The sequence below is a fragment of the Bacillus sp. Marseille-Q3570 genome, from assembly GCF_946151055.1.
GTDB lineage: Bacteria > Bacillota > Bacilli > Bacillales > Fictibacillaceae > Pseudalkalibacillus.
Window position 1 is genome coordinate 40,641 of record NZ_CAMGYZ010000019.1, and the last position, 25,667, is coordinate 66,307.

Below are 25,667 nucleotides of genomic sequence, written 5' to 3' on the forward strand. Positions count from 1 at the left end.
TGCTTATTCGCCCAAAAAGTGTAATCTCTTTTATAAACCTTCTAACATTTCTTCTGGCACTTCCCTTACCTTGATATCCTCACCAAGGAAAAGCAGCCAATTTGTCATTTCGGTCATTTCTTCGGGCTTATTGACATTGATGAAAGTCTTTAGAATGGCTGTGGTCTGGTATGGATTCGTATAGGAAATTGAAACTTTTATAGGGTGGTATTTCTTGAACTGGGATAACGCTTTTGGACCAAGTTCAAGGACAAGGTTGGTTTCTTCTTCCTGCTTCCTTAGTTTTTCTGAAATTTTCTTCTTACTCAATCTTTTTTTCGTCGGATAGGGTTCGACATCGATGAGATGGTCGACAGGGAAAATTTGCTTCTTTTCTTCCTTCAAATCATAGCCTTCAATCAACCAAAAGCTTTTTTCATGATAGAGATGCAAGAGATAGATTGGATATGACTTTATCACCTTCTCTTCTTTGATGGTGATCAATAAATAGCGATCCGAAAGAAGGATTTGGATGAGTTTTTCTAGTATGGGATGGGGGAGGTCTGTAAGGTCAAGCAGGTCGGGATTATGGGGGTTGGTCCCTGCAAAAAGCAAGATCTGATTTAAGAGGACAAGGTCATCTTGCTGGGTTTCTGAGATAAGGCCAAGTAATTTTTCAGCTAAAGACTGACGACTCTTCAGATAGGGGAGTTGTTGATTTCTTGTGGCCATAAACGCAATAAAAAGAGCTTTGACCTCACTATCGGTAAAGTGGACATCGGGCAGGACAGAGTTGGGCATGACAAAATAACCCCCATCCCTTCCAACTTCAGCGACAAGTGGCATGCCCATGGACTCGATTTCCCTGATATCTCGAATAGCTGTCGAGCGAGAGATGTTGAATTCTTGCATGATTTCAGAAATTGTAAAGTGGGCGCGGTTGTTGATATAACGCATGATGGTATTGATCCGTTCAACTTTTTTCATCGGAGCTCCTAAACAGTATCATTTTTTGACATGGTTTAAGATTATGATATACCTATCAAGTGATGAAAACAATCATTTGATAAATCTAAAAAAGAGGAAGGTTTTGAACATGGCAAATTATACCCTTGAAGAAAAAGACAGCTTTACCGTTATCGGATTAGGGACAGAGATCAAGAGCGATTACACAGACTTTGCTGGGGTGAACAAGGAAAAGGCAGATTTCTGGCAAGCCGTCAATGAAGATGGAAGACTTGATCATTTAAAGTCCATCGCAGAAAATGACTACATTTTTGCCGTGAACGAAGCGGTGAATAACAAGATGATGCATTATGCTGGCGTCATGACTGAGGCATCGGCACCAGAAGAAGCCAGAGTGATCCAATTTCCTAAAGGGGAATACCTGGTTGTCAAAGGGAAAGGGAAGACGGCTGATGAACTGAATAATACGCTTACTGGCATTGCCTTTGGTCAAGTGTTGCCAAAAGTAGCGGATTTTTCCTATGTTGGCGGTCCGAATGCATCGGTTGAGATGGGGCAGCGAAACGGCTTGGTTTTTGGTGAAATGTGGATTCCAGTTGTCAGGAAATAAACAGAGTAAAGGGAGAGATGGAAATGTCCTATGCTGTTGATTTTAAAAATGTGTCTGCGGTTGGTTTAGAGTCTTCACCAGTGGAGGCAGCGCTTGCTGGTTTACGTGCGAATGAGGCCCGGTACTTCATGAACAAATATAAGCATGAATTTACGGTTGTGCCAGCTAGCGAAAGCCAGGAGACCCTTGATTATGTAAACCGGATTTTGAAAGAAGAACGAGATATTGAGTTTGCGGCAAAACCTTTGGAAACATCACGTTTTCAAGTGAAAAATATCAAATTTGCCTACGTCTTTTATGAGGACGGTCTTGGGGTTAATGTCATGTATACAGTTGATGACCCTAAGAAACGAGCAGTGGGTTTTAAGCTTTCTGAGGGGATGGAGATCCCAAAGGAATTAGATGGGAATTTCAAGTTTGCCAGGCAGAAGTCTAAACTAGCTGGAACAATCCGGGGCTCCTTTTTTGTAATTAAAGGCGAATATTGAAGTAAGAAAGAGCTCTGATACTGAGCTCTTTTTCTTGTGAATTCATACCCGACTCTGCTTGGGAAAAATGTATGATTTATATCCCTCGAAACTCAAGAGATGATCTTTTGATCGTAGCCATACCTAATAAAATCCTTCACATAGATTTCTCTCACTAAATTCTCTGATTCTTGATCGTAGAAATTTCTGTAGGGAGGTAATGGTTGAGAAAAAGAGTGTACCGACATTTTCATATCCGCGAAATTGCGATTGTCATTTTCATTCATTTTTTCGGTGACATGATGGGGTGACTTGATGATGTCGTTTATAGGGGATTGTAGAAGGTTGTAAGATTTTTCGATCTGTCTTATCGATGTGCTGAATTCCTCTAATTTGATGAATTTTCGTATGAATGATTCTTCACCATCCAAATATTGCTGAACCATATGGCCATTGATTTGGCCCCGTTCAACTCCCATATTCTTAATTCGATACAAAAATTGTTTGAACGTTAATCCATTTTCCATACCTGGGGCGATGTCGGTTAGAAGGTCGGGGCTCCTGACTGCATGGAGAAATGAACTGACCGCTCGTGTATAAGGATTACGGACGAGTTTATACACATCTTTGCTTTCATGTAAAAGGTGCTTTCGAATCTTCAATGTGTGATTCTTTTGTTTTTCAATCACCTTCAATCGATAAGCATGAAGGATTTCATTATAATTCTTCGCCTTTTCCAGGTGTCCAATTTGATAGAGATACCACTTCAGGAGTGAAGTACAACCGCATTTCGGACTCCAAAAAAATAGGATTGGAAACTCATCGGCAAAAAGCGGGAGGGGTGGTGTGATCAACTTGTTTGCAACAAAGCGTCGATGGGAATCGATCATAGCTATTTTTCTACCTCCATTAGGATTGTCCAACTACTTGGATTTAACATAATATGTTAAAATTGGAGAATACGTGAATGAAACTGGACTTTAAACCGGATGATCGAAAATCATAGGTTTCATCGAATCTTTTTTTATATACACGAGCGGTAATTAGGCTTATAATTTATCTTGAATTAAAGATTTTTTGAATGAAGTATTATGCTTTGGAGGCATTCCTAATGGACAATTCCCATTTCTTTTATGGCTTACTCATCAACCTCCTTGTCATACTGATCATTATTTTGTTAGTTAATTTTCATACACTATCGAAACAAGGTACTACTAAACTACCGTTCCACCCTTTCCATATTTTCATCACTTGTGCGATTCTCATTTTCTTCAGTCTTACACTATCTATAAAACTGGATAATGGATTTGTCTATGATTTACGCTATATTCCATTTTTGTTAGGTGGAGTATACGGAGGGAAAAGGGTGTTGCTCGGGTTAGCTGGCGCGCTGATATTGATCCGCTTTCCACTTCTAGGACCTGGGTTCATCGTCACGGTTTTCCTTACGATACTGTCATGTTTCGTCATCCTGTATGTTGCTCCTAAATTATCATCTAAACCATGGACGACAAGAGTGTATTGGTTTTCATTTTTTTCGTTTTGTTACTCTATCCTTGCCTTTTTGATACCTTCTTTGTTTTATGGCTTTCACGATTTCACTTCGTTTTTCATTTATTCAGGTACGTTGACTGGATCCACCTTCTTTGTTTTTTATTTATACGAAATGATTAGAACAACCTATATCCTTCAATTGGAATCAATTAAATATGAAAAAATGCATGTTGTCAGTCAACTTGCTGCGAGCATGAGTCATGAAGTCAGAAATCCATTGACGACTGTAAAAGGATTCTTGCAGTTGATTCATGAAAGCCCAATGGATACACAAACGAATCAAGATCTTTCAAAGGTCGCTGTTAATGAAATCAATCGGGCTACTGACATCATCAACCAATACCTGACTTTCGCTAAACCCCATCCGGAAGTAGAAATGGAATTGGATGTCACTGAAGAGATTACCAGAAGCACGGAGATCGTCATGCCGCTCGCACTCAATCACGGTGTCTTGATTGAGGTGGATTTACTGCATAAACACTCGATCACAGGTGAACCGAATAAATTCCAACAAGTATTGATCAACATATTGAAAAATGGCATCGAAGCGATGGAATCAGGAGGAATATTGACGATCACCAGTTTTGAAGAAGATCAGAACCTTTTCATCGTCATCAAGGATTCTGGAATTGGTATGACAGAAGAACAGGTAACCCGCTTAGGCGAACCTTATTTCTCCCTGAAAGGTAAGAATGGAACAGGGCTTGGAATGATGACGGTCTTCAAATTGGTACATGTCATGAAAGGGACGATAGATGTTTGGAGCAAGTTGAACGAAGGGACAACGATCACATTGTCTTTTCCCATCACAGAACAGTCTAGTATGAAGGTCTAAGTAGAGTCTACTGTTAAAGGCTTTACAGCAAGATATCATAAATTGAAAGGAGAGGGAATCGACTGATTTGGATTGCATTGAACATACTATTCATTCTATATGTAATTTACAGCCTTTCTACCATGAAACAGCAATTAAATATGATGACAAAGCATTTTAATATAACAGATGAAGAGATCAAATTGATCAGCAATGAGGAAATTGAAAAGGAATTAGATGAAGATTTTAAAAAGTGAAGGTAAATAGAAGGGAGTAGATTGATTGTGGAAAAAGTTATACCATTCTTGATGTTTCAAGAAGGGAATGCAGAAGAAGCGATGAATTACTATACATCGCTTATTGAGGATTCAGAAATCACAAGCATTGTTCGATATGGCGCGAATGAAGCCGGCGATGAAGGTACCGTTATGCAAGCTACGTTTACATTAAAAGGGCGAGAATTCATGTGCATCGACAGTTATGTAAAACATCAATTCTCGTTTACACCTTCATTCTCCACCTATATTGTGTGTGATACTGAAGAAGAAATTGACACACTTTATCAGAAACTCCTTGAAGGCGGAGAAGCACTAATGCCTTTAGATGGGATTCAGCAAAAAATTCGGCTGGGTGAATGATCGCTTCGGTGTTTCCTGGCAATTGAACCTCCTTAAATAAAGGCTTTGTCAATCTTCATCATTGATTTTTAAAAAATTAAAAAAGGAGTGCATGATGGTGACTCGAATGAACTTGATTTTAAATGTACTGGATACTACGTTTGAAAAGGAAAGTTGGTATGCACCGTTCAAACATGCAATTGAGGGAATCACAGCTGAACAAGCGATTTGGAAACCAGCTGGAGAGGCGACAAAATCAATCTGGGAAAACGTCAATCATCTCATGTACTACAAGGAACGTCTCACCGCAAACCTGGAGGGACGAGAGTGGACACAAAACCTTGATGGTGATGAAACCTTTCATTACACCAAACCAATTGACGATGATCAGGAATGGAACAAAATCGTTGTACGTACAGAGAGAGCTCATAATAGTTTACGAGAGTCGCTGAGTAAAACTTCGGAAGAAAAGCTTGATCAAGATTCATTTGAGAAAAAGCTGCTGGACATTTTTCTCCACGACGCCTATCATACGGGTCAAATTATTCAAATCAGAAAAATGCAAGGATCCTGGCCATCCCATCGTTGAGTAAAAAGCGTTTATTGAACAAAACGAGTTAGCGCCAGATCCGGGTGAACTTCTCTGAACGATATTTAGGAGGGAACAACATGGAAACTTTTGCAGAATATGTAGCGCAAGTTGATAATCCGGAACATAGAGACCGAACAGAAGAGGTTCTGGCATGGGTCTCAAAGAAATTCCCGAATTTAAAGCAGGAAATCAAGTGGAATACCCCGATGTTTACGAATAACGGCACATTTATCATCGGTATTGACACAGCGAAGCATCATATGAGTTTCGCACCAGAAGAAGTAACCATGACGAACTTTTCTGATGAAATTGCACAAGCTGGTTACAGCTCTACAAAAGGATTGTTTCGAATTCGGTGGAATCAGCCGGTAAATTACAAATTGCTGGAGAAAATCATTAAATTCAATATTCAAGATAAAGCAGACAGTCCAACCTTTTGGCGGAAGTGACTCGATGCGTGTAAGCAACCACTTTTTTATGAAAGAGATTTTCGCAAATATCAACAAAAAAGATGACAAAGCTTAAATCAAAGAAGGAGTATATGTCTCTTGTGAGAATATACAAATGATGGATACATACAAGAAAGTTACATCATCGAAGTTAAAATTTAGGAGGAAATCATGGGAAGACCAGTTCATTTTGAAATTCATGTTGATGACATGGAACGGGCTAAGAATTTTTATGGAGAAGTTTTTGGATGGAGATTTGAAGATTGGAGCGAGTTTGCCGGAATGCCCTATTTCGGAGCTGTAACGGGGGATGAAAAAGAGCCTGGAATTAACGGGGCCTTGATGCAGAGGCAAAGTGCGCCTCCAGAAATGAACCAGGCTATGAATGGCTATACTTGTACAATGGGAGTGGAAGACTACGATTCTATTGAATCGAAAATCATCAATAATGGAGGCAAGGTCGCAATGCCTAAATATGCTTTGCCTGGAATGGCATGGCAGGGATACTACATGGATACAGAAGGAAATATCTTTGGAATCCATCAACCGGATGAGAACGCGAAATAGATCGTAACTTTAAAAGAACCCTAACTCAAGGGTTCTTTTTTACCATTTTGAAGTAAATACTTTCTTCAATAATAAGAGCAACTAAAGCTCAGCCTGCGATAAGGCTTGGCTTTCCAAAGTTTTCTTTATGCAATTCTGATGGAGAAACCTTATCATAGTGAACAAGAAGAACTAGTCCCTTTAATGATTGATGCGGTGAACCATAGAAGGGTCTTATTGGAATGTTGCCCTTCTTATTTTTCATATCCAAAAATTGATAGAGACCTTCAAAATGAAAAAACGAAATTTGATGTTCTCAAAGAGGCTTCTTGACACTCTAATAAATTGGAGGGAATCAAAATGAAAGCTCATGATTACATGCTTGAACACATGAACTGGCCAACCATTAAAGAGAAAATAGGAGCTGGGATGGATACAGTCATCATTTGTACAGCTTCTGTTGAGCAGCATGGTTATCACTTATCTGAACTGACGGATACAGTAATCGGCGAGGCGACTGCAATTCTTGTAGCAGAAAAGCTTGGTAACGCACTTGTTGCCCCAGTCATTCGTCCTGGTCTGTCAGAGCACCATATCCCAATGGCGGGAAGCCTGACGCTCCGTCCAGAAGTTTATCGTGGAATCATAGAGGATTATGTCACAAGCTACAAAAGACACGGGTTTAAAAAGGTTATCATTTTCTCCTCGCATGGAGGAAACTTTAATGAAAATGAGAAGATCGTCAAGAACCTTCAAGAGATCCATCCAGATATACAATTCAGCAGTGCATTGTCGTTGATGGAATTGATGGAACTAATGACACGATTTGAAAAAAAGTTTGGACTAGTTGAAGGAAGCTGCGGACATGGAGGAGCGATGGAAACCTCTGTCATGCTGCATATTGCCCCTGATCAAGTGGATATGGAAAAAGCGACACCAGGATATATCGGACCGATGACAGAGGACGTTTTAGATAAGCTGTTTGAAAATGGGATCGTCGGTCTTACGGAAGTGGGTATCTTAGGTGATCCGAGACAGGCAAAAGCAGAATGGGGAGAATACTTCTTAGAACTTTTATCTGATGAAATCGTAAAGGCAGTACACAAGGATTTTCATAGGGAAGTTATGTAGAGAATGTAAAAAAACAGGAGCAAGATTTAAAATGTTTCGAGTGTGCCAAAAAAGGACCAATTTGGTTTTGGGGAAACTGCGGCAAAACGCTCTATTTAAATATGAAAATTATTTTGTCACAAACCTCACCCTTATTCCGTCTATAAGGGTGAAAAGTAAAAAAGGAGGCAGAACGAATGGGTAGAATACATTCTTCTTCAAAAGTTGGCCTTGGCAAAAGACTCATATTTAATCTTGCCCAATCGAAATTAATCAATAGACTGGCGGAAAAATATCCGGGCTTTGTAGATCGGATCAGCGTGAAATTAGGCAGGGAATGGCATGGGGAAATACCCTGGACTCCGCTAAAAAAGCCTATTGAGGAAAGTCGGGTTGCACTTGTCACCTCCGGGGGGATCATTTTAAAAAGCCAGCCCCCTTTTGATTTGAGTGACACTAAAGGGGATTGCTCCTACCGTGTCATCCCTTCCGAGGCATCCCCCGATGAAACGGTCATCAGTCATTTATTTTATGATCATAGTGATGTGAAAATGGATTTGGAGGTCATGTTTCCCTTAAACACTCTTCACCGGTTGGAGAAAGAGGGGAAGATAGGCAGCGTGGCACCTCGTCATTTCAGTTTTCAGGGAGGGATTCATGATCCGACACCGCTGGTAGAAAAGACTGCGCCTGAAGCAGTGCGAAGTTTGGTGGAAGATCAGGTTGACCTCGCTATTCTCACCCCTGCCTGAAATCACTGTCACCGGTCCGTGGGACTGGTTGCACGCGAGATGGAAAAGGCAGGTATTTCAACGGTAATGGTCACTTTATTACCTGAAACCACAACGGCGTTAGGAGTCCCTAGATCCGTCCATTTTTCACGCAAATTGGGAAATCCAATCGGGCGGCCCAACCAGAAGGAGGAGCAATATTCTGCACTTCTGCAGTGTCTGGATGCTTTCAACAAAGCGAAAAAGGGAGAAATGATTACCGGTACGAGTTAAAAGCCGTGTGATCTCCTATTCTTGCAAATCTTACGTAAACAGCTCATTCATGAAGTAAGAGTCTGCGTTCTTAGAATCAATCGTAAGTTTTTTAGTGGAATAATCAAACTATGGAATAGTAAATTATTGCGTACTCCAATAAAATTGGGTGCGCTTTTCTTAATTAATAGGAAAGATCTTTATTTAAAAAGGTAGAATTGCACGCAATTCTTTCCATATTTGCAATTTCAAGTACATCTTGAGCAAAAGTGAGGTCATCTTGTGCAATTTAGTAAAATAGACCCACACCATAACATGAATATCTAATAAGTACTACAAAAGGCACTCACATATATAGTTGACTCAGTCAATTAATAATAGTACACTAAGTTAAAATTGAAATTTCAGAATACTCGGAGGGATCTCGATGCAATCTACTCAATATGTTGAAAAAATCCGTAAGTTCAATCGATATTATGCTAATGTCCTGGGCAAGATCGATCAGGAAATCTATAATCAACCCTTTCCATTGACAGAAGCCAGGGTAATCACTGAAATCAATTACAGAAATGGCTGCACCGCAACTGAAGTAAGAGAGAACCTTGGAATTGACCGAGGTTATATGAGCAGGATTATCCAACGTTTTGAGGATGATAAGATCATTGAAAAGAAACAATCGACAGTGGATAAGCGACAGTATTCACTTTACCTTACCGAATATGGCAAAAAAGTTTATGACGAGTTAGTTGATCATGCCAACCGTGGTGTATCGAAAATGATCCAACGTTTGTCAGAAGCGGAATTATCCGAGCTGGTTACATCAATGGATACGATCGAATCGATATACACGGAAAGATCTGCACAACCGGAAGTGGTCATCCGTCCTTTTAAAGCAGGTGATGTTGGGTACGTCGCGTATCTTCATGGCAGGTTATATGACGAGACCTATAAGTTCGGGAAAATGTTTGAGTACTACGTCATGAAAGGTTTGACAGAATTCATGATCAATACCGATGGAGGAGAGCTATGGATTGCCGAAGTGAATGGTGAAACGGTCGGTTCAATCGCCATCACGAAGTCCAGCGATACAGTAGCACAGCTAAGATGGTTCGTTTTAGATGAAAATCATCAAGGAATGGGCATCGGAAAAAGACTCATGGATACTGCACTCAACTTCTGTAAAGAACAGCTCTATCAGCACGTATTCCTATGGACGGTAAGTACGTTGGATGCGGCTCGATACCTTTACCAAAAATATAATTTCAAGCTGACCGAAGAAAAACCGAATGAAGAATGGACGGGGACAAAGTTGATTGAAGAACGATGGGATCTGGATCTTACAGATGAACCCACTCAGTAAATTGAACCGTAATTGGACACGGGGGATGCTAGATTCCTTGCCAATGGGAATCAGCTTTATCGTATTCGGAAGTGTTTTCGGAGTGATGGCGATTCAAACAGGTTTGACACCTATTGAAAGTATGTTGATGTCCCTTGTTTCCTTTGCAGGTTCAGCACAATTATCCATCCTTCCCATGATGGCCGAAAACGCAAGCATATCAGCAATGGTTTTGGCTGCCTTGTTGATCAACGTGCGACATCTCTTATACGGATTGTCGTTATCACCTTACTTTACGAAATTTGATTTGAAGTTTACGAATTTCATAGCCTACTTTTTATCTGATGCTCTTTATGCATTATCTTTACAACATTGTAAACGACCACAGCCGCAAAAAAGCTATCTCACCAGCGCGGGAATCTTTTTGTATTTTTCATGGGGCTTAGGCACATTCATAGGTACGATTACCAGCAGTTTCCTACCTGCGCAAAAAGACCTGGGGTTGGACTTCAGCATTACCGCAATATTTTTAATCATGGCTTATACGGAAGTCACTTCATTCCTGAAGATCGTGACGTTCCTCATGACTGGATTGATCATGATCATTCTATCCTCGGTTTTCCCGATGGGCATTCTCTTGCTCATTGCAGGAGTGATTGCTTTTGTCGTTGGTTATGTCTCACCTGATCGCTTGTTCGAGAGGAGTGGTTGAAACGTCTGCAAATTTTCTCTCCCTATTAATTGGAATCACAATCGTTACATACTTGACGAGGCGTCTATTGCTGCGAGTGCCTGAGCGGGTGCTGACAAAAAGATTCAAGAACGGATTAGCCTTCGTCCCGATTGGCATTTTTGCAGGATTGGTTTTTCCTTCTCTTTTCATCGGTGAGTCAGGCTTCGAATGGAAGCCGTCCTATCTTTTAGCTAGTGTGATTTGCTTAATGACTATGAAAGTCACAAAGAATTTCTTTTTAAGCTTTTTTGTCGGCATGGGAATTGTACTGATATGGGGGTTCGTTAAATAATAATCAGGAGAGATATTCATCTCTTCGTCATATGGAGGGCTTAAGGTGGCTATAAAGTACGTTCATACGAATATTGTGGCAAAAGACTGGTCTAGATTGGCTATGTTTTATATAGAGGTTTTTGATTGCAAGCCAGTATATCATGAAAGGGATCTTTCAGGTGCATGGATCGATCAGGTAACGAATATTGATGACGTCAGAATAAAGGGTATCCATCTCAGCTTGCCTGGATACGAAGAGGGACCTACTTTGGAGATTTTTCAATATGAGCCCGAGAATTTAAAAAGTGACATCACGCATATCAACAAACAAGGATACACACATATTGCATTCCAGGTTGATGATGTTGAAAGAGTGCTGGAAAAGTTACTGGAACACGGGGGAAAGAAATATGGGGGGTTAGTGAAAAAGAAATATGATTCAATCGGTACGTTAACAGTCATTTATGCCGAGGATCCAGAAGGAAACATAATTGAAATACAGAAGTGGGATAAGTGAATTTTTGCCGGCACTTGGATTGATCACAGTCTTAGGAGTACTGAATGTTTTGCTCTACTGTATTAAAGGATGTTATCATCTAACTTAATATAAGTAGGGAAGGATGTTACATATATGTCATTGGAAAGTGTAAAGGCCCATTTTGCGAAATGGGGTCGGGCAGAAGACGTGATGGAATTCAACACTTCGAGTGCCACTGTAGAAGAGGCTGCTGAAACGATTGGCGTCATTCCAGCCCAAATTGCAAAAACACTGTCGTTCAAAGGAAAAGAAGAAAAAAATCTTCTGGTCGTTGCTGCAGGTGATGCGAAAGTCGACAACAAAAAATTCCGCCAGACATTCGGGATGAAAGCACGGATGCTCAAGCCTGATGAAGTATTGGATCAAACCGGGCATGTCGTGGGGGGAGTCTGTCCGTTCGGTTTGGCGAAGGACATGGACGTCTATCTGGATATATCGATGAAACGCTTCGACTACCTCTACCCCGCATGTGGAAGCACGAATTCGGCGATCAAATTGACATGCGAAGAATTAGATGAATATTCATCTGCTAACGACTGGATCGATGTTTGCAAGGGTTGGGACAAGGAAGAGGCTGAGAAGGAGACAGTTTCTTCTGTCAAATCCGATTAACCGCCAATATGAGACGCTCTCTAGAGGAGCGTCTTTTTCATGCCGGAAAATTTCAGGAATTATAAAAGGAAAATTCTGAACGATGCAGAACTTCTTAGTAGATTGACCTTCAGAAAAGTCATAAGACAACGAGACCGTGCCAGCAAAAGGGCAGGGTCTTTTATCTTGAAGAATGAAAGGACGGATGAAGATGCTACAAAAAACAGAAATGCTTTTCACCTGCGAGATCATGGAAAGAGCATTCAATTTTGTCGGGCAATGTGTAACTGCCAATTTCCCAGATGCTTTTCCGAACGGAGATACACAACAGGTTCGAAAAGAGGATTCCCGAAATCAAGAATGCTGTAAATCCTGATGTTCTTTACGCCCCATATATGTGCAACGATATCATCGCAACGTATTTCGGATGTGTGGAAGTCAGTGCCCTTGAATCGGTTCCGGATGACATGACCGGTTTCCATGTGCCTTTGACGAAATATGCCAAAGTGACGTGCACGAACCGGACGATTGAAGAAGGGTACTCGGAATTGTTCGGGTGGATGAAAACGAACGGTTACAAGCAAAAATGGCTCGATCGCTCCTTTCCAATGGAGATTTTCTACATGGAGGAAGGAATGGAAGAAGAAAAGGTCGAACTGTTGATTCCAATTGACTAGAAAGACGATATCCGTTTTCAAAGGCCTTGAATTGGTTGAGCTGTTGACAAATGAATTGTGGAATATCAATCCATCTGGTAACGTCTCCATCTCAGATAATAAATGACAACCGATGAGTCGGAAAAAAATTATATAACAGATTAAAAAAATACGAATCTCTTCTTACCTGCTTTTATTATTTGCAGATAGGGAAATTTTGTACTTTCCATTGTCTTTCCTGATATCCCGGTTATAAAATTCATTTCCTTATCATTTGAATTACGACCATAGTTCTTCCGTATTCTTGAACTGATTTACGGAGAAGGCCTCTGAAATCTCTGATATTTCATTCCGATACCTTTTTATAGGTTCTGACTAAATAAATTGGAATTCCATGAAAAGCTTAAAGACTTTAATGTGCTAAGTCGATAATAGTGGAAAGGGGAATTATCTATAAATAATAAGTTTAGGAGGGTAAAAGAAAATGGAAGAAAAATATACTCTACAAGAACTTTCAGATAAAGTTGGTAAACATCAAAATATTGTTGAAGAATGGTTTGAAGAACTGCATGAAAGGTTTGAGCACCACAATGTAATGGAAAATGGGGAGTATGTCTATGATCAAACTGATTTGAAAATCGGATTATATATAGCTGAAAAAAGGGATGAAAGGTTGCCCTTCGATGACATTTTCAATAAAATTGGAGAAGTTTTCTGCCTTAAAGCCACAGATGAATCCGACGATTTAGATACCGGTGAAATAGAAACGGAAACAAATGAAAAATTACTTGGGCTTGGACGTGACCCTGAGTCCCTATTTTATGAAATTGCACAGGACAATGAAATCATTGAAATGTTCAAATATCATTCATTACGAGTTATGTTTCTGGCGAGTATGTTGGCTAAAAGAGTCGGTTGTTATGATGAAGATTTACGAATAGCAGCTTTGTTGCATGATATCGGTAAAATGGGTATATCGAAAAACATACTGTTGAAACAAGGAAAACTTAGTGAATTGGAGTATACCATCATTCAAAGCCATTCACATATCGGAAATGTAATCGTTCGGAAGCATCTTGGTTTGACCAGAGCTGCAAAGTTCATTCGTGACCATCATGAAAGATGGGATGGGACAGGTTACCCCAGAAGATTGGTAGGAGATGAAATAACTGTTCAAGGAAGGATCATCTCAATTTGTGATGCGTTTGACACCATGACGATTGATCGACGTAATTATAAAAAACAAACTTTATCTTATGATGAAGCCTTTGAGGAGTTACAAGCATGCGCGTGGACCCAGTTTGATGGCAATTTGATTCAGAAATTCATCAGTATCAGAGAAGAAATCACGATTCCAGAGTTTATGCTTCAAGAAGTATAAATCTTACTATTTTTTAGATTAACAGAGTGCTAGCAAGATTTGCTGTATACCATTTTTTGAATCTTCAATGTGTAATTTTATTGTTTTTGCAAGACCCTATTTTGATAGTAATACCTCTTAAGTTTGAAGTACAGCCGCATTGTGGGACTGGTAGTGTGAATTAAAATTGAAAACTAAAACCCCTGGCATTATACGTTAGCCAGGGGTTCATGTACAAGTATGATTTCAAGTATCAAATCAGTTCCAGTTATGCTATGGCATTACTACAAGCGCAACGAGACGCCACGCACCATCTCCTAGTTCACTAGTGAGTTCGAGGTCGAATTCCTTTCCTTCAGTTCCTCCGTCAAGTTCAAAGCTAAGCCACTTGAATGCACCAGGTGACAACTCTCCTCCTGTGTCGGCTAATAATTGGTCATTTGTATGGATGATGGTATTTGGCGATCCATACACTGAATCACCCGTCAGGAAATAAACGTTATGAAGTCCAGCCGGTATGAACAATCTAAACGTGGTCAATTCTTCGCGAGAGGCGATCAAATCCCGCTGTAACGGATCTGGTGTACCTCTATCTCGTGAGAATGGTGCTGTTCCAACCCAACCATACCCCTTTGCAGCCTCCCATGCATCTTCCGGAGTCAGTCTTTCGTAGGAAGAAAAGATTGGAGACGACGAACCACCTCCGTCTAATGCAACCAGAGCCTTGTCACCAGATGTTGCTGACACTACTTGAACATCTCGTGGTGGTCCAAACACGGTTATATTACTTGGATCCGTCTTCACTTCAACCTTCAATTTTTCAGTAGCTGGTATTGAGTCAGGTGGTGTTACCATCACTTCAACCGTAGCGGAGGATGCAGGTTCAAGGACCGTTTCAATGCTTTCACTTTTCCATCCATAAGGAACTGGAATGTTTACATTTACTTTTACCTTATTTGTCGTACCATTGCTAAGAGAGACTGAGACTGGGTTTGATTGTCCAGCGTTCATGGTACCTGCCTCAATACCAGTAATATCGATTCCTCCAACTCTCTGAGCTCCAGCCTTCCCATTATTCACAACAAATGATCCGAGGGTAACTGCAACAGCATCGGGATCATTTGCTGAAGACACAACTCGATAATCTGACTGCCATGATTCATGTGTCACTTTGAAGCGTACGTATCCACGGTAATCTCCATCGAAAAATTTGACATGGGGATTTACAGAAAGCGCGTCTTCTATATTACCTTTCCATCCACAACCAGAGCTGATGGAGGTCCCGACGAACTCAGTCCCTAATGTCGCTGACTTAGGGTTGTTGAAATCTTCCTTCAAATCATTTACCCAGCTCGAGTGCCAATCGCCACTGACTACAATTGGATTGGACGGATTCTTTTCTTTTATGAAATCGAAAAGAAAGTCTCGATCAGCGCTGTAACCATCCCATTGGTCATGATTGACACTGATTCCATCTCCTGTGTCATAATCGTATTGAGCCATCATGGTTTGTTGAGCGATGACATTCCATTTTGATTTTGAACGTTCTAGATTATTGAGGAGCCATTTTTCTTGTTCAGAACCCATGATTGTCCGGTTTGGGTCAGAAGCTTCAGGATCAAGCGGTCCACCAGGGAATCCACTTCCTACTTGATTATCTCGATATTGTCGCGTATCCAAAACACTGAATTCCGCTAGGTTTCCAAAGGTGAACTTACGATAAAGAAGCATATCGGGACCGTTCGGCTTTGATCTGCGTCTTAATGGCATGTGTTCATAATAAGCTTGAAAACCTGCTGCACGTACGGCAAGGAACCGCTCCTGTTCACCGTCTGGATAATTTGGATCAGAAATATCATCAGACCAGTCATTATCTATTTCATGGTCATCAAATGTAACGATGAAAGGGAACTTGGCATGCGCAGCTTGCAAATCTGATGATGTTTTGTATTTTGCATGAAGAAGTCGGTAATCAGCGAGTGTTTCTGTATCACCTTTCTCATATATGTAATCACCGAGGTGGAGGACGAAATCGAGGTCCTCATCTACCATATTGTTGTAGGCAGCATACCGACCACCGGCCCATGCCTGACAAGAGGCAATAGCAAACGATAGACGATCTACATTGGCGTCATTTTTCGGGGCTGTCTTCGTTTTACCGACTGGACTGATCTCTTTGCCGACTTTAAATCGATAATAGTATGCTGTATCTGGTTTCAGCCCAAATACTTCTGCATGAATAGAATGTCCAAGCTCAGGGCCTGTAACTTCAGAACCGCTTTGGACGATACGATCAAATCTTTCATCTTCAGCAATTTCCCAGCGAACGGAGACATAACTCTTTCCCATTCCACCTTTCCCATCCGCTGCAAGAGGATTTGGGGCGATTCTTGTCCATAATACAACACTATCAGGGAGCGGGTCACCTGAGGCAACACCAAGGTTAAATGGGTCTTTTGTAAATGTCGGGGCTGCATCAACATCTTCTGGTTTTACTAAAATAGATGGAAGAGAAAGACTTGCCATGGTTGCCACAGCAAACTTCCCAGTAGTTTCAAGAAAATGTTTTCGATTCATTTTCTTCGATTTTAAATCATTCGACCATTTTTCAAAATCCAACAGAATCCTCTCCTATACATGATTTAGCTTCTACGAACGCTTTCTATTCTAAGAAAAGATTGTGAAGTGGATATGTACCTTCTATTAATGTGTGATGAAGATTGTCGGTTTTTGTAGATTCAATGGTCGCAATGCCTTGTATGATTACGAGAACGAATTATATCAGCTTGGACCATCAGATCTTCATATACTAGATTCTAGAAAGGAAAACGGTTGTTGACAGAGAAAGTACATAGGATAGAACAATATTGAATAATCGGATTGTTGGAGCCGCGTTATGAAATAAAAAGGAGGACCAAATCATGAATGAATATGGTACGTTGCATAATAAAGATGGACGTCATGCCTTGACGTTTGAGCGTGTTTTTCCTTACTCGGCAGAAGAGGTTTTCCACGTCATTACGGATCCTGATAAGTTCGTCAAATGGTATCCGTTTGCGACAGGGGAGATGGATCTCGAAATTGGAGGTAAAATCCAGTTTGATGATGGTGAAGGATCCAAATATGAGGCTGTCATCACCGAGTTAGATAACCCTCATACATTCAGTTTCCGTGAAGTGGATGATCTGATCGAGATTTCGTTAACTGAAGAGGACAATGGTGTACGGATGGTCTTCATCCATACGTTTGATGACGCAACCTATGCACATTATATCGCTACCGGATGGCACAGATGTCTGGACGTCCTTAGCCAGATCATCCACGGAAATGCGATTGAATGGCCGGACAATGCAGAGGAATTGCGTGCGTTTTATGGGGAAGCCTTTGGAAAGATAACTTGAACGGATTGATTTCTTAACGGCTTGTAAAGGACATCTCGTTTAAAAATTAATAATCTATGATCTTACTCCTGAATCGAAAATGTTGTATGGGGAATGAAAAAATGAGTTGCAAACTATACCGTCTGGAAAGTATAGTTAGGGTATTGACTTTTATAGTAGGGGAGATCATACATGGGCAGGTATTCTAAAAAAGTTGAAATTCTTCATGCTGCATCCAAAGTTGTAAGTGAGCAAGGAATTTTTAATTTAACGTTAGAAGCGGCAGCCAAAGAAGCCGGAATAAGCAAAGGTGGATTGCTTTATCATTATCCAAGTAAAGAAGCTTTAGTTCAGGGAATGGTTGAGCATTTGGCCCGAAATTATCAAGAAAAAATTCGTCATAACGCAGAAATCGATCAAGGGACCAAAGGCAGATGGACACGTTCTTTTCTGGATGTAACCTTTAACCAAAGTTATGAGAATAAAGACATGAATGCCGGACTGTTGGCTGCAAAAGCAGTCAATTCGGATTTATTACAACCGATTCGAGAGGCTTATGCCAATTGGCAGAATGAGATTGAAAATGACGGACTGGATCCAGTGAAAGCGACAATCATTCGATTGGCGATTGATGGAATTTGGCTTTCCGAACTCTTTGATATTTATCAAATAGAAGAAGAGAAAAAAGATGAAGTATACAGAACGTTGAAAGCATGGACCGAGGAATAAAGAAAACTTGGCAAAGCCAAGCCTTTGGCGTAGGCTGAGCCTTACTTGCTCTTATATTGAAGAAAGTATTTGATGGAGTGATCGAGAACTTCCGGAACGCTAAGTACGATATAAGACGAATTCACCGAAATTTTTTCCGGGCATAGTAGAAAAGCTGCTTGAAGGGTTGAAAAAGCCCCTCGATTTGAGAGGCTTTTAAAAGAAGTTTTTTTATCTTACTGCTTCGTTATTTCTTTTACGCAACCCCAATAGACCTGCTAAACCTAATAGTCCTAACCATTCCCAGTTGTTTTCGTTTTCAGCACCAGTTGCATTTACATTTGTTCGACCATTATCCCTATTCTCATCATTAACTCTCAATGGTCCATCATCTTCATTGATGTTCATTGGACCTTCACCATAATTGCCATCATCTTCTTGATGCATGTTCATTTGCTCATTTCCACTATTGCCTTAAGCAAAGGCTGAAAATGACGAATACAAAAGTGTAACTGTGAAAATCATGGATAAAACGATTTTCTTTTTCAAATTTATCTCCATTATACTCCTCTGAAATTCTGGGGATTTGTTTGTTGTTATACAGCCTTATCTTCAGGTGTCTTCACATGTAAAGGTGGTGGTATTAGCCATCCTTTTTCCTTATTCATTCGTAAAATTCTAGCTCCGAATTGTGCTTTTGTTGTATGGAATTGACCATACATCATTGCAAGATCCTCCCTTATCGACTGGCCAATCGCAGTACTGCAAGTAACAAGACCAGCAGCAATATCCTTTGACGCAGATGCTGCTATTTCTGGATCATTGAATTTAGCACCAACAGGAATATCTTCTAAAGAAGCATTTGGCCGCTCAGGTGGAGCGGGAGGTAATCCAATACCATTTACTTTCAACAATTCTTCAACTTGTTTCGCTTCCTGTTTCATGGCTTGGATGCTGTCCCTAAGAAATTCCTTAAGATCATCGTCACCAGCATGATTGATGTAAGTCTGGTACCCGGCCACCATTCCATTCGTTGTTGCAAGGTAGGTAAAAAGCCCATAAACTTCACCATAATGTAAAGGTTCTTTTTGTGGATTTCCACTTAAAATTCCCATAAAATCCTCCTAATTGTTTTTCTTTTTCAATTTTTATATTTTGCAGATGTACCTGATCTTATTCAATTCGTTGAGGTTGAATAGAATATGTTTTTTGGTTGAATCTAAACCTGTTACGTTTGGATTATCAATAGGAGGTAAAATTATGTTCTTCCATATTAAAGAACTTCAATATAATGCAAAACCAGATCGACCGGATCCTGTTTATGCCAAAAAGCTTCAAGAAATATTAGGGGGACAATTCGGAGAAATCACTGTGTTTATGCAGTATCTTTTTCAGGGTTGGAATTTCCGGGGAGAGCAAAAATACAAGGATATGCTTCTCGATATCGGAACAGAAGAAATTGCCCACGTAGAAATGATTGCTACGATGATTGCGCAACTATTGGATGGAGCTCCCGCTAAAGAACAAGATGAAGCTGCGAAAGATCCTGTTATCGAGGCTGTTTTAGGGGGAATCAACCCTCAACATATCATCGTTTCTGGTTTAGGAGCGACTCCAACTGACAGTGTAGGCTACCCGTGGAATTCACGCTACACGATCGCTAGTGGGAACCTACTTGCAGATTTTCGTGCGAATCTCAATGCCGAATCACAAGGTCGTTTGCAGGTAGTAAGGTTATATGAATCGACTAATGATCCAGGGGTGAGGGATATGCTATCTTTCCTGATTGCCAGGGATACGATGCATCAAAATCAATGGATGGCAGCGATCGAGGAAATTGAACAAAACCAAAAGCCGATAGTTCCCAGTTCCTTCCCTCAGGAACTGGAGAAACAAGAAGTTTCCTACTCCTTTATGAATTTTTCACAGGGTGAAGAAAGCGCTCAAGGTAGATGGGCAAGCGGACAAACCATCGATAAACAATCTAACTTCGATTATATTGCCAATCCAGAAGCTATGGGGCAAGTTCCTAAATTGAATCAAGCACCAGCTTATATTCATAACACACCTATTCCCGGTCAACCTGCACCAAACATTGATGTTGCATCCTATATGCAAGACAAAAAACAAGAATAAATTACTCGCTCGTGATTTGAGTGGGTAAATCATATCATTAACCCTAATTAAAGTTGAAGATTGTAATTACCTTGACGAGAGTAATGACTATATTTTCGTTTTATGAACATTCACAACCGGATAAACAATCTGCTGGAATTCCAGAACTAGAAGAATTGGAAGAAGACATAAATAACACTGAAATAAGATTTCATAGAACGACAAAAGGAATTCAATTGTTTCGTTCCGGGGCTTATCTGTCACAAGGGTAAGCCCCTTTTCTTATGAAATTATGATTGAGTTAAATCAAAGAATTTGAAATGATTGGTACAAAGCCACAAAGTGGGATTAAAAAATAAGACCATAGCGAAAGATCATTAACTTGAAATATGATAGATAGTAAAACTTCTAGGGGGTAGGAACGGCTTCAAGGGTCGATGAGCTAGATACTACTTCCAAGGATCAGCCCCTAAATCCGCAGGCCCCCTCATTTGCACAGACGTGCTGGTTGTTAGTCGAAGATCCATTTAAAAACGGCGGGGTCACCGCTGGCTCTTTTTTCCGCAGAAGTGTCGTAAATTCACTGAAAATCAACGAAGTCATTTAACAGAACTTTATTTAAAGATAGAAATACCTCCTTCAGCAACAAAAGCTTGTCCTGTCTTATTGTTACTTTCGTTGTGATTTTTCATAAATTTGTTCCCCGTAACGGCGAGTAAGTTCAAGACGTGATTTAAAACAAAAGGATGAGTCATTTTTCTCATTTAAATGTGTTATACCCTTGAAACAAAACCGTCTGGATGGTACAGTTTGTATTGGATTAATAAACCGTCTGGATGGTAAAGTTAAAATTTGGTAAGTGAACCTAAAGGAGGAAATGAATTGAAAAATAAAGTGATGTTAACCGCAGCGGTAACGGGAGCAGGAGAAACCACTGACAAGAATCCACACGTTCCCGTTACACCCAAGGAGATTGCCGAATCAGCAATTGCTTCGGCTAAAGCAGGTGCTACTGTTGCCCATATTCATGCCCGCGACCCGAAAACAGGCGGGATCAGCCACAATATCGACCATTATCGGGAAATCGTTGATCGTATACGTGAATCAGAGACAGATGTGGTCATCAATATTACGTCAGGTGGCGGAGGAGATTTCATCCCTAGTCTTGCAACGCCTGCAGCTGGTGGAGACGGAACGGATATGCAGACACCAGCTGAACGTCATCAACCAGTAGGAGAACTGCTTCCAGAAATGTGTACACTGGACTGCGGCAGTACAAACTTCGGCAATATGATTTATTTAAGTCCGACAGATTGGCTGCGTGAACAAGCAAAGCTTATCCAGGAAAGTGGCGTGAAGCCTGAGCTTGAATGCTTCGATACGGGACATATCCGTTTTGCGAAACAATTGATCCAAGAAGGGTTGATCGATGGTGATCCGATGTTTCAATTTTGCCTAGGTATTCCATGGGGAGCGGAAGCGGACACTGAGACGATGCTCTATATGAAAAACCGATTGCCGGATAATGCACATTGGTCAGCCTTTGGAATTGGCCGGATGCAGATGCCGATGACTGCTCAAGCAGCAATGCTCGGTGGAAATGTCCGAGTAGGGTTGGAAGATAATCTTTATTTGAAAAAAGGGGTTATGGCGAGAAATGACCAGCTTGTTGAAAAAGCAGTCACAATGTTGCACAATCAAGGGCTGGAACCGATGACGCCACAAGAAGCACGTGAGCAATTCAACCTTCGCTCACCCCACAAAGGAGGTGCGTAACCATGCAGAACATTGCCGTAATTGGAACAGGAGTCATCGGGAATGGCTGGATCGCCCGCTTCTTAGCTCAAGGATATGATGTCGTTGCCTTTGACCCGGCAGAAGGAGCGGAAAAGCGTACACGCCAGGCGGTTTCCCATGCATGGAGGTCATTAGAGGAGAAAGGGCTTGTGGAAGGAGCTTCCCAGGGCCGATTGCACTTCATGCCTACGATCAGGGAAGCTGTCGCCCATGCCGACTATATTCAAGAAAACGTACCTGAACGTGAAGAACTAAAGAAAACTGTACTGGAGGAGATTGATCAGCACGCAAATCCAGAAGCGATCATTGGTTCCAGTACTTCAGGAATCATCCCGAGCACGTTGCAGGCAAGTTTACAGCACCCCGAGCGGTTTATTGTCGCCCATCCGTTCAATCCAGTCTTTTTACTACCACTTGTAGAGGTCGTAGGTGGAAAGGCTACCGACGAGTCTGTCATTGAGAAGGCTTGCTTATTTTTCAAACGTATATCCATGAAACCGCTTGTGATCCATAAAGAAATCGATGGTCACGTAGCGGATCGTCTGATGGAAGCGCTCTGGCGTGAAGCTCTTCACCTCGTCAATGATGGAGTGGCTACCACAGAAGAAGTCGATACAGCGATCATTTACGGTGCTGGATTACGATGGGCGCAAATGGGACCATTCCTTACCTTCCATTTAGCTGGCGGGGAACAAGGCATGCGCCATATGCTCGAGCAATTTGGTCCAGCACTTAAGCTTCCCTGGACAAAATTAGAAGCACCAGAACTGACAGAGGAACTGAAGGAACGAGTCATTGAAGGCTGTGAACGTTATGCAGGGGAAGAATCAGTAGCCGATCTTGAGCGTAAACGAAATGAATTTCTTGTAAAATTGCTTGACCTAGTTGAAGAGTATTGGCCTGAATCTAGAAGTCTTGCAAACAATTAAAAAGGGGAGGGATGAACATGTCAGAACCTGCTTTTATATACGAGGATCATGTGCATGAAGAGTGGGTGGATTACAACGGCCATATGAATGATGCAGCCTACGCGGCTGTTTTCAGCCATGCTGTCGATCATTTCATGGCGTACATCGGTTTACATGAAAAAGCCCGTGATATGTATCGATATACGATCTTCACGCTGGAAACCCACCTTTGTTATTTGAAAGAGGCGCATGAAAATGAGGAAATCTACGTGTCCGTCCAATTACTAGATGCTGACACCAAGCGTATTCATGCTTTTTTTGTCATGAAAAATAAAAATGATCAAACCGTGGCGACAAGCGAGCAAATGTTGATGGGGATCAATATGGAAACAGGAAGACCGGGTCCATTTCCTGAACCGACTGCTCAAAAGGTGGCTGAATTACGAAAAGCCCACCATTCATTAGAAAAACCAAAACAAGCAGGACGTCAAATAGGGATCAAACGTTAACCCTCCCTAATTCGCAACGAGAAAGGAGACTGAGTAGATGAATAAGATTGAAGTCAACAATCTGACGAAGATTTTCGGATCCAAGCCTAAGCAGGGATTGAAACGTTTAGAAAACGGAGAAAAGAAAGATCAAATCTTAAAAGATACCGGTATGACCGTAGGGGTCAACCAGGCTTCCTTTGCTGTTCAACCTGGTGAATTCTTTGTCATCATGGGGCTTTCAGGAAGCGGGAAATCCACATTGATCCGCTTGGTGAATCGTCTCATCGAACCGACCGCCGGTGAGGTTTACATTGATGGGGATGACATTACAAAAATGTCCCAATCCACCTTGATCGAAACACGCCGTAAGAAGCTCGGGATGGTCTTTCAAAAATTCGGGCTGTTCCCTCATCGTACGGTGCTTGCCAATGTCGGATACGGATTGGAAATTCAAGGCGTAACGAGAGAAGAACGAGAAAAGAAGGCTCTGAAGTCCATTGAGGACGTCGGATTGAAAGGGTATGAGAACAGCCGGCCTGATCAGTTAAGTGGCGGTATGCAGCAGCGTGTAGGTTTAGCTCGCGCACTCGCGAATGATACCGACATTTTGTTGATGGACGAGGCCTTCAGTGCCCTTGACCCTCTTATCCGTAAAGAAATGCAAGATGAATTGCTGCACCTACAAAAGAAAATGGGGAAAACCATCTTGTTCATCACCCATGACCTCGATGAAGCTTTGAAGCTTGGCGATCGGGTTGCGATCATGAAGGATGGCCGTATCGTCCAGATCGGGACGTCTGAAGAAATATTGGAAAACCCAGCCGATGAGTATGTCTCGAATTTCGTGAAAGACGTCGACCGTTCAAAAGTGCTGGAAGCGCATCAGGTCATGAAAAAGCCAGAGGTGCTGACGACGTATAAAGATGGTCCGAGGATGGCTGTCCGGAAGATGGAAGAAGCCGGGGCCTCAAGCATTTTTGTTGTTGATAAAGAAGATAATTACAAAGGTCTTCTGACGATTGATGATGCGATTGAAGCCTATAAGAACGATATTCCACTTGATCACGTTTTAGTTGAGGACGTCCATACGACGTCTAAACATACCCCTCTTAATGATTTGCTCGGGATTGCGGCTGAAACGAAGTATCCGATCGTGGTAGAAGAGGAAGGCAAACTGATCGGAATCATTTCAAGAGTATCGATTTTATCAGGCCTTGTCTTAGGTAAAGAAAAAGAGGAGGTGGAAGCATCATGAATTATTTCTATCTGCCTTTGGAAGAGTGGACCAATGCTTTTGTGAATGAATGGCTGCTGCCGGTCATGGGTGATTTTTTCAATCAAATCAGTAATGGTCTGGGCGCATTCATTACAGGTGTGACCGACTTGTTGTTAGTCATCCCTCCAGAAGTCATCACGCTGATCTTCATCCTGCTTTCGTGGAGGTTTGCAGGTAAAGGCATGGCTTTGTTCACCCTTGTCGGCTGTGTCTATTTAGGGTCAGTCAATCTATGGGACGGTGCGATGCAAACCGTAGCTGTCGTCATTGTATCCACGATTCTGTCCATTGTCGTCGGAGTGCCTGCTGGAATTCTGAGTGCAACGAATGGAATTGTCGACAAAATCGTCCGTCCTATACTGGACTTTATGCAAACGTTGCCGAGCTTCGTCTATTTAATACCAGCTATCCTGTTATTTGGTCTTGGCGGCGTACCAGCAGTCATTGCGACCTTTGTCTTCGCTACACCACCGGCTGTTCGGATGACGACTCTAGGAATCAAGCAAGTGCCAGCCGATGTGGTTGAAGCTTCAAGAGCATTTGGGTCGACACCGAGACAACTGCTCTTTAAAGTTCAGCTTCCCATGGCTGTCCCAACGATCATGGCTGGAGTCAATCAGACGATCATGTTAGCTCTTTCCATGGCTGTCATCGCCTCGATGATCGGCGCACCTGGCCTTGGTTCAACGGTACTGTCAGGCATTTCGACCGTTAATGTCGGTCTTGGCTTGACTGGCGGTTTAGGAATTGTCGTATTAGCCATCGTTCTTGATCGAATCACACAAGGATTAGGAAAAAAAGTATAAAGGAGAGGA

At 41.5% G+C, this 25,667-nt stretch carries 30 protein-coding genes and 1 pseudogene; 26 read left to right on the forward strand and 5 right to left on the reverse strand.

Annotation, left to right across the window (positions count from 1 at the left end):
• Positions 1-30: 30 nt before the first annotated feature.
• Complete coding sequence (locus tag N8M93_RS20205; RefSeq protein ID WP_261134451.1) at positions 31-966, reverse strand: YafY family protein; 936 nt, start codon at positions 964-966, stop codon at positions 31-33.
• Positions 967-1,075: 109 nt separating this feature from the next.
• Between N8M93_RS20205 and N8M93_RS20210 the strand changes: the two genes are divergently transcribed.
• A complete protein-coding gene (locus N8M93_RS20210; RefSeq protein WP_261134452.1) occupies positions 1,076-1,555 on the forward strand; it encodes a GyrI-like domain-containing protein in 480 nt (159 codons plus the stop codon).
• Between the two features lie 23 nt (positions 1,556-1,578).
• Positions 1,579-2,043, forward strand: a complete 465-nt coding sequence (locus N8M93_RS20215) for a phage tail protein (protein WP_261134453.1) — start codon at positions 1,579-1,581, stop codon at positions 2,041-2,043.
• A 92-nt stretch (positions 2,044-2,135) separates the two neighbouring features.
• Here the strand turns inward: N8M93_RS20215 and N8M93_RS20220 are convergent, their stop codons facing one another.
• A complete protein-coding gene (locus tag N8M93_RS20220) occupies positions 2,136-2,912 on the reverse strand; it encodes a sulfotransferase family protein (RefSeq protein WP_261134454.1) in 777 nt (258 codons plus the stop codon).
• A gap of 221 nt (positions 2,913-3,133) precedes the next feature.
• Here N8M93_RS20220 and N8M93_RS20225 point away from each other — a divergent pair, with 221 nt between their 5' ends.
• From N8M93_RS20225 to N8M93_RS20300, 16 genes and pseudogenes are all read left to right on the forward strand, one after another.
• Positions 3,134-4,411 (forward strand): HAMP domain-containing sensor histidine kinase, encoded by a 1,278-nt coding sequence (locus N8M93_RS20225; RefSeq protein ID WP_261134455.1) that lies wholly within the window; start codon positions 3,134-3,136, stop codon positions 4,409-4,411.
• 263 nt (positions 4,412-4,674) lie between these two features.
• Positions 4,675-5,068: pseudogene (locus N8M93_RS20230) on the forward strand (VOC family protein).
• Between the two features lie 57 nt (positions 5,069-5,125).
• Complete coding sequence (locus N8M93_RS20235) at positions 5,126-5,596, forward strand: DinB family protein (RefSeq protein WP_261134456.1); 471 nt, start codon at positions 5,126-5,128, stop codon at positions 5,594-5,596.
• Between the two features lie 80 nt (positions 5,597-5,676).
• Positions 5,677-6,048: an iron chaperone gene (locus N8M93_RS20240; protein WP_261134457.1), complete on the forward strand. Its 372-nt coding sequence runs from the start codon at positions 5,677-5,679 to the stop codon at positions 6,046-6,048.
• A 171-nt stretch (positions 6,049-6,219) separates the two neighbouring features.
• The gene (locus tag N8M93_RS20245; protein WP_261134458.1) at positions 6,220-6,615 is read left to right on the forward strand and encodes a VOC family protein; all 396 of its coding nucleotides are present in this window, start codon (positions 6,220-6,222) and stop codon (positions 6,613-6,615) included.
• Positions 6,616-6,954: 339 nt separating this feature from the next.
• A complete protein-coding gene (locus tag N8M93_RS20250) occupies positions 6,955-7,725 on the forward strand; it encodes a creatininase family protein (RefSeq protein ID WP_261134459.1) in 771 nt (256 codons plus the stop codon).
• Between the two features lie 176 nt (positions 7,726-7,901).
• The gene (locus N8M93_RS20255; RefSeq protein WP_261134460.1) at positions 7,902-8,456 is read left to right on the forward strand and encodes a glycine/betaine/sarcosine/D-proline family reductase selenoprotein B; all 555 of its coding nucleotides are present in this window, start codon (positions 7,902-7,904) and stop codon (positions 8,454-8,456) included.
• A 39-nt stretch (positions 8,457-8,495) separates the two neighbouring features.
• Complete coding sequence (locus N8M93_RS20260) at positions 8,496-8,708, forward strand: hypothetical protein (RefSeq protein WP_261134461.1); 213 nt, start codon at positions 8,496-8,498, stop codon at positions 8,706-8,708.
• 406 nt (positions 8,709-9,114) lie between these two features.
• A complete protein-coding gene (locus N8M93_RS20265; protein ID WP_261134462.1) occupies positions 9,115-10,047 on the forward strand; it encodes a helix-turn-helix domain-containing GNAT family N-acetyltransferase in 933 nt (310 codons plus the stop codon).
• Complete coding sequence (locus tag N8M93_RS20270; RefSeq protein WP_261134463.1) at positions 10,001-10,738, forward strand: AzlC family ABC transporter permease; 738 nt, start codon at positions 10,001-10,003, stop codon at positions 10,736-10,738. Before N8M93_RS20265 ends, N8M93_RS20270 begins: the two co-directional genes overlap by 47 nt.
• Positions 10,689-11,051 (forward strand): AzlD domain-containing protein, encoded by a 363-nt coding sequence (locus tag N8M93_RS20275; RefSeq protein ID WP_261134464.1) that lies wholly within the window; start codon positions 10,689-10,691, stop codon positions 11,049-11,051. Before N8M93_RS20270 ends, N8M93_RS20275 begins: the two co-directional genes overlap by 50 nt.
• Before the next feature lie 45 nt (positions 11,052-11,096).
• Complete coding sequence (locus N8M93_RS20280; RefSeq protein WP_261134465.1) at positions 11,097-11,549, forward strand: VOC family protein; 453 nt, start codon at positions 11,097-11,099, stop codon at positions 11,547-11,549.
• Between the two features lie 114 nt (positions 11,550-11,663).
• Positions 11,664-12,182 carry a YbaK/EbsC family protein gene (locus N8M93_RS20285; protein WP_261134466.1) on the forward strand — a complete coding sequence of 173 codons (519 nt, stop codon included), beginning with the start codon at positions 11,664-11,666 and terminating at the stop codon, positions 12,180-12,182.
• Between the two features lie 190 nt (positions 12,183-12,372).
• A complete protein-coding gene (locus tag N8M93_RS20290) occupies positions 12,373-12,537 on the forward strand; it encodes a hypothetical protein (RefSeq protein WP_261134467.1) in 165 nt (54 codons plus the stop codon).
• On the forward strand, positions 12,464-12,838 hold the full coding sequence (locus tag N8M93_RS20295) for a GyrI-like domain-containing protein (protein ID WP_396125744.1): 375 nt from the start codon (positions 12,464-12,466) through the stop codon (positions 12,836-12,838). Before N8M93_RS20290 ends, N8M93_RS20295 begins: the two co-directional genes overlap by 74 nt.
• Before the next feature lie 463 nt (positions 12,839-13,301).
• A complete protein-coding gene (locus N8M93_RS20300) occupies positions 13,302-14,198 on the forward strand; it encodes an HD-GYP domain-containing protein (RefSeq protein ID WP_261134469.1) in 897 nt (298 codons plus the stop codon).
• 252 nt (positions 14,199-14,450) lie between these two features.
• On the opposite strand, the gene N8M93_RS20305 is transcribed toward N8M93_RS20300, so the two are convergent.
• Positions 14,451-16,796: an alkaline phosphatase D family protein gene (locus N8M93_RS20305; protein ID WP_261134470.1), complete on the reverse strand. Its 2,346-nt coding sequence runs from the start codon at positions 16,794-16,796 to the stop codon at positions 14,451-14,453.
• 302 nt (positions 16,797-17,098) lie between these two features.
• On the opposite strand from N8M93_RS20305, the gene N8M93_RS20310 reads away from it, so the two are divergent.
• The gene (locus N8M93_RS20310; RefSeq protein ID WP_261134472.1) at positions 17,099-17,578 is read left to right on the forward strand and encodes an SRPBCC family protein; all 480 of its coding nucleotides are present in this window, start codon (positions 17,099-17,101) and stop codon (positions 17,576-17,578) included.
• 171 nt (positions 17,579-17,749) lie between these two features.
• Positions 17,750-18,286 (forward strand): TetR/AcrR family transcriptional regulator, encoded by a 537-nt coding sequence (locus N8M93_RS20315; protein ID WP_261134473.1) that lies wholly within the window; start codon positions 17,750-17,752, stop codon positions 18,284-18,286.
• Between the two features lie 210 nt (positions 18,287-18,496).
• Here N8M93_RS20315 and N8M93_RS20320 read toward each other — a convergent pair whose 3' ends face one another.
• Together N8M93_RS20320 and N8M93_RS20325 are read right to left on the reverse strand one after the other, a co-directional pair.
• Entirely contained in the window at positions 18,497-18,718 is a 222-nt protein-coding gene (locus N8M93_RS20320; RefSeq protein WP_314728315.1) for a WGxxGxxG family protein, read from the reverse strand.
• A 143-nt stretch (positions 18,719-18,861) separates the two neighbouring features.
• The gene (locus N8M93_RS20325) at positions 18,862-19,380 is read right to left on the reverse strand and encodes a DUF3231 family protein (protein ID WP_261134474.1); all 519 of its coding nucleotides are present in this window, start codon (positions 19,378-19,380) and stop codon (positions 18,862-18,864) included.
• A gap of 145 nt (positions 19,381-19,525) precedes the next feature.
• Here N8M93_RS20325 and N8M93_RS20330 point away from each other — a divergent pair, with 145 nt between their 5' ends.
• The 6 genes from N8M93_RS20330 (at position 19,526) to N8M93_RS20355 (ending at position 25,658) form a co-directional block, all read left to right on the forward strand.
• Positions 19,526-20,401 (forward strand): manganese catalase family protein, encoded by an 876-nt coding sequence (locus N8M93_RS20330; RefSeq protein WP_261134475.1) that lies wholly within the window; start codon positions 19,526-19,528, stop codon positions 20,399-20,401.
• Between the two features lie 861 nt (positions 20,402-21,262).
• Positions 21,263-22,156, forward strand: coding sequence for a 3-keto-5-aminohexanoate cleavage protein (locus N8M93_RS20335; RefSeq protein ID WP_261134476.1), 894 nt, complete (start codon positions 21,263-21,265; stop codon positions 22,154-22,156).
• Positions 22,157-22,158: 2 nt separating this feature from the next.
• On the forward strand, positions 22,159-23,106 hold the full coding sequence (locus N8M93_RS20340) for an L-carnitine dehydrogenase (RefSeq protein ID WP_261134477.1): 948 nt from the start codon (positions 22,159-22,161) through the stop codon (positions 23,104-23,106).
• 17 nt (positions 23,107-23,123) lie between these two features.
• Positions 23,124-23,594, forward strand: coding sequence for a thioesterase family protein (locus N8M93_RS20345; protein WP_261134478.1), 471 nt, complete (start codon positions 23,124-23,126; stop codon positions 23,592-23,594).
• A 37-nt stretch (positions 23,595-23,631) separates the two neighbouring features.
• On the forward strand, positions 23,632-24,831 hold the full coding sequence (locus N8M93_RS20350; protein WP_261134479.1) for a glycine betaine/L-proline ABC transporter ATP-binding protein: 1,200 nt from the start codon (positions 23,632-23,634) through the stop codon (positions 24,829-24,831).
• Positions 24,828-25,658: a proline/glycine betaine ABC transporter permease gene (locus N8M93_RS20355; protein ID WP_261134480.1), complete on the forward strand. Its 831-nt coding sequence runs from the start codon at positions 24,828-24,830 to the stop codon at positions 25,656-25,658. Before N8M93_RS20350 ends, N8M93_RS20355 begins: the two co-directional genes overlap by 4 nt.
• Positions 25,659-25,667 lie beyond the last annotated feature (9 nt).

Bases quoted from the DNA above. Each gene is read 5' to 3' on its own strand.
- N8M93_RS20205 (WP_261134451.1), bottom strand. From the start codon at position 966: ATGAAAAAAGTTGAACGGATCAATACCATCATGCGTTATATCAACAAC.
- N8M93_RS20250 (WP_261134459.1), top strand. From the start codon at position 6,955: ATGAAAGCTCATGATTACATGCTTGAACACATGAACTGGCCAACCATT.
- N8M93_RS20355 (WP_261134480.1), top strand. From the start codon at position 24,828: ATGAATTATTTCTATCTGCCTTTGGAAGAGTGGACCAATGCTTTTGTG.
- N8M93_RS20300 (WP_261134469.1), top strand. From the start codon at position 13,302: ATGGAAGAAAAATATACTCTACAAGAACTTTCAGATAAAGTTGGTAAA.
- N8M93_RS20290 (WP_261134467.1), top strand. From the start codon at position 12,373: ATGCTACAAAAAACAGAAATGCTTTTCACCTGCGAGATCATGGAAAGA.
- N8M93_RS20325 (WP_261134474.1), bottom strand. From the start codon at position 19,380: ATGGGAATTTTAAGTGGAAATCCACAAAAAGAACCTTTACATTATGGT.
- N8M93_RS20220 (WP_261134454.1), bottom strand. From the start codon at position 2,912: ATGATCGATTCCCATCGACGCTTTGTTGCAAACAAGTTGATCACACCA.
- N8M93_RS20315 (WP_261134473.1), top strand. From the start codon at position 17,750: ATGGGCAGGTATTCTAAAAAAGTTGAAATTCTTCATGCTGCATCCAAA.
- N8M93_RS20225 (WP_261134455.1), top strand. From the start codon at position 3,134: ATGGACAATTCCCATTTCTTTTATGGCTTACTCATCAACCTCCTTGTC.
- N8M93_RS20320 (WP_314728315.1), bottom strand. From the start codon at position 18,718: ATGAACATGCATCAAGAAGATGATGGCAATTATGGTGAAGGTCCAATG.
- N8M93_RS20255 (WP_261134460.1), top strand. From the start codon at position 7,902: ATGGGTAGAATACATTCTTCTTCAAAAGTTGGCCTTGGCAAAAGACTC.
- N8M93_RS20260 (WP_261134461.1), top strand. From the start codon at position 8,496: ATGGAAAAGGCAGGTATTTCAACGGTAATGGTCACTTTATTACCTGAA.
- N8M93_RS20345 (WP_261134478.1), top strand. From the start codon at position 23,124: ATGTCAGAACCTGCTTTTATATACGAGGATCATGTGCATGAAGAGTGG.
- N8M93_RS20245 (WP_261134458.1), top strand. From the start codon at position 6,220: ATGGGAAGACCAGTTCATTTTGAAATTCATGTTGATGACATGGAACGG.
- N8M93_RS20265 (WP_261134462.1), top strand. From the start codon at position 9,115: ATGCAATCTACTCAATATGTTGAAAAAATCCGTAAGTTCAATCGATAT.
- N8M93_RS20240 (WP_261134457.1), top strand. From the start codon at position 5,677: ATGGAAACTTTTGCAGAATATGTAGCGCAAGTTGATAATCCGGAACAT.
- N8M93_RS20285 (WP_261134466.1), top strand. From the start codon at position 11,664: ATGTCATTGGAAAGTGTAAAGGCCCATTTTGCGAAATGGGGTCGGGCA.
- N8M93_RS20350 (WP_261134479.1), top strand. From the start codon at position 23,632: ATGAATAAGATTGAAGTCAACAATCTGACGAAGATTTTCGGATCCAAG.
- N8M93_RS20295 (WP_396125744.1), top strand. From the start codon at position 12,464: ATGCTTTTCCGAACGGAGATACACAACAGGTTCGAAAAGAGGATTCCC.
- N8M93_RS20340 (WP_261134477.1), top strand. From the start codon at position 22,159: ATGCAGAACATTGCCGTAATTGGAACAGGAGTCATCGGGAATGGCTGG.
- N8M93_RS20330 (WP_261134475.1), top strand. From the start codon at position 19,526: ATGTTCTTCCATATTAAAGAACTTCAATATAATGCAAAACCAGATCGA.
- N8M93_RS20210 (WP_261134452.1), top strand. From the start codon at position 1,076: ATGGCAAATTATACCCTTGAAGAAAAAGACAGCTTTACCGTTATCGGA.
- N8M93_RS20310 (WP_261134472.1), top strand. From the start codon at position 17,099: ATGAATGAATATGGTACGTTGCATAATAAAGATGGACGTCATGCCTTG.
- N8M93_RS20215 (WP_261134453.1), top strand. From the start codon at position 1,579: ATGTCCTATGCTGTTGATTTTAAAAATGTGTCTGCGGTTGGTTTAGAG.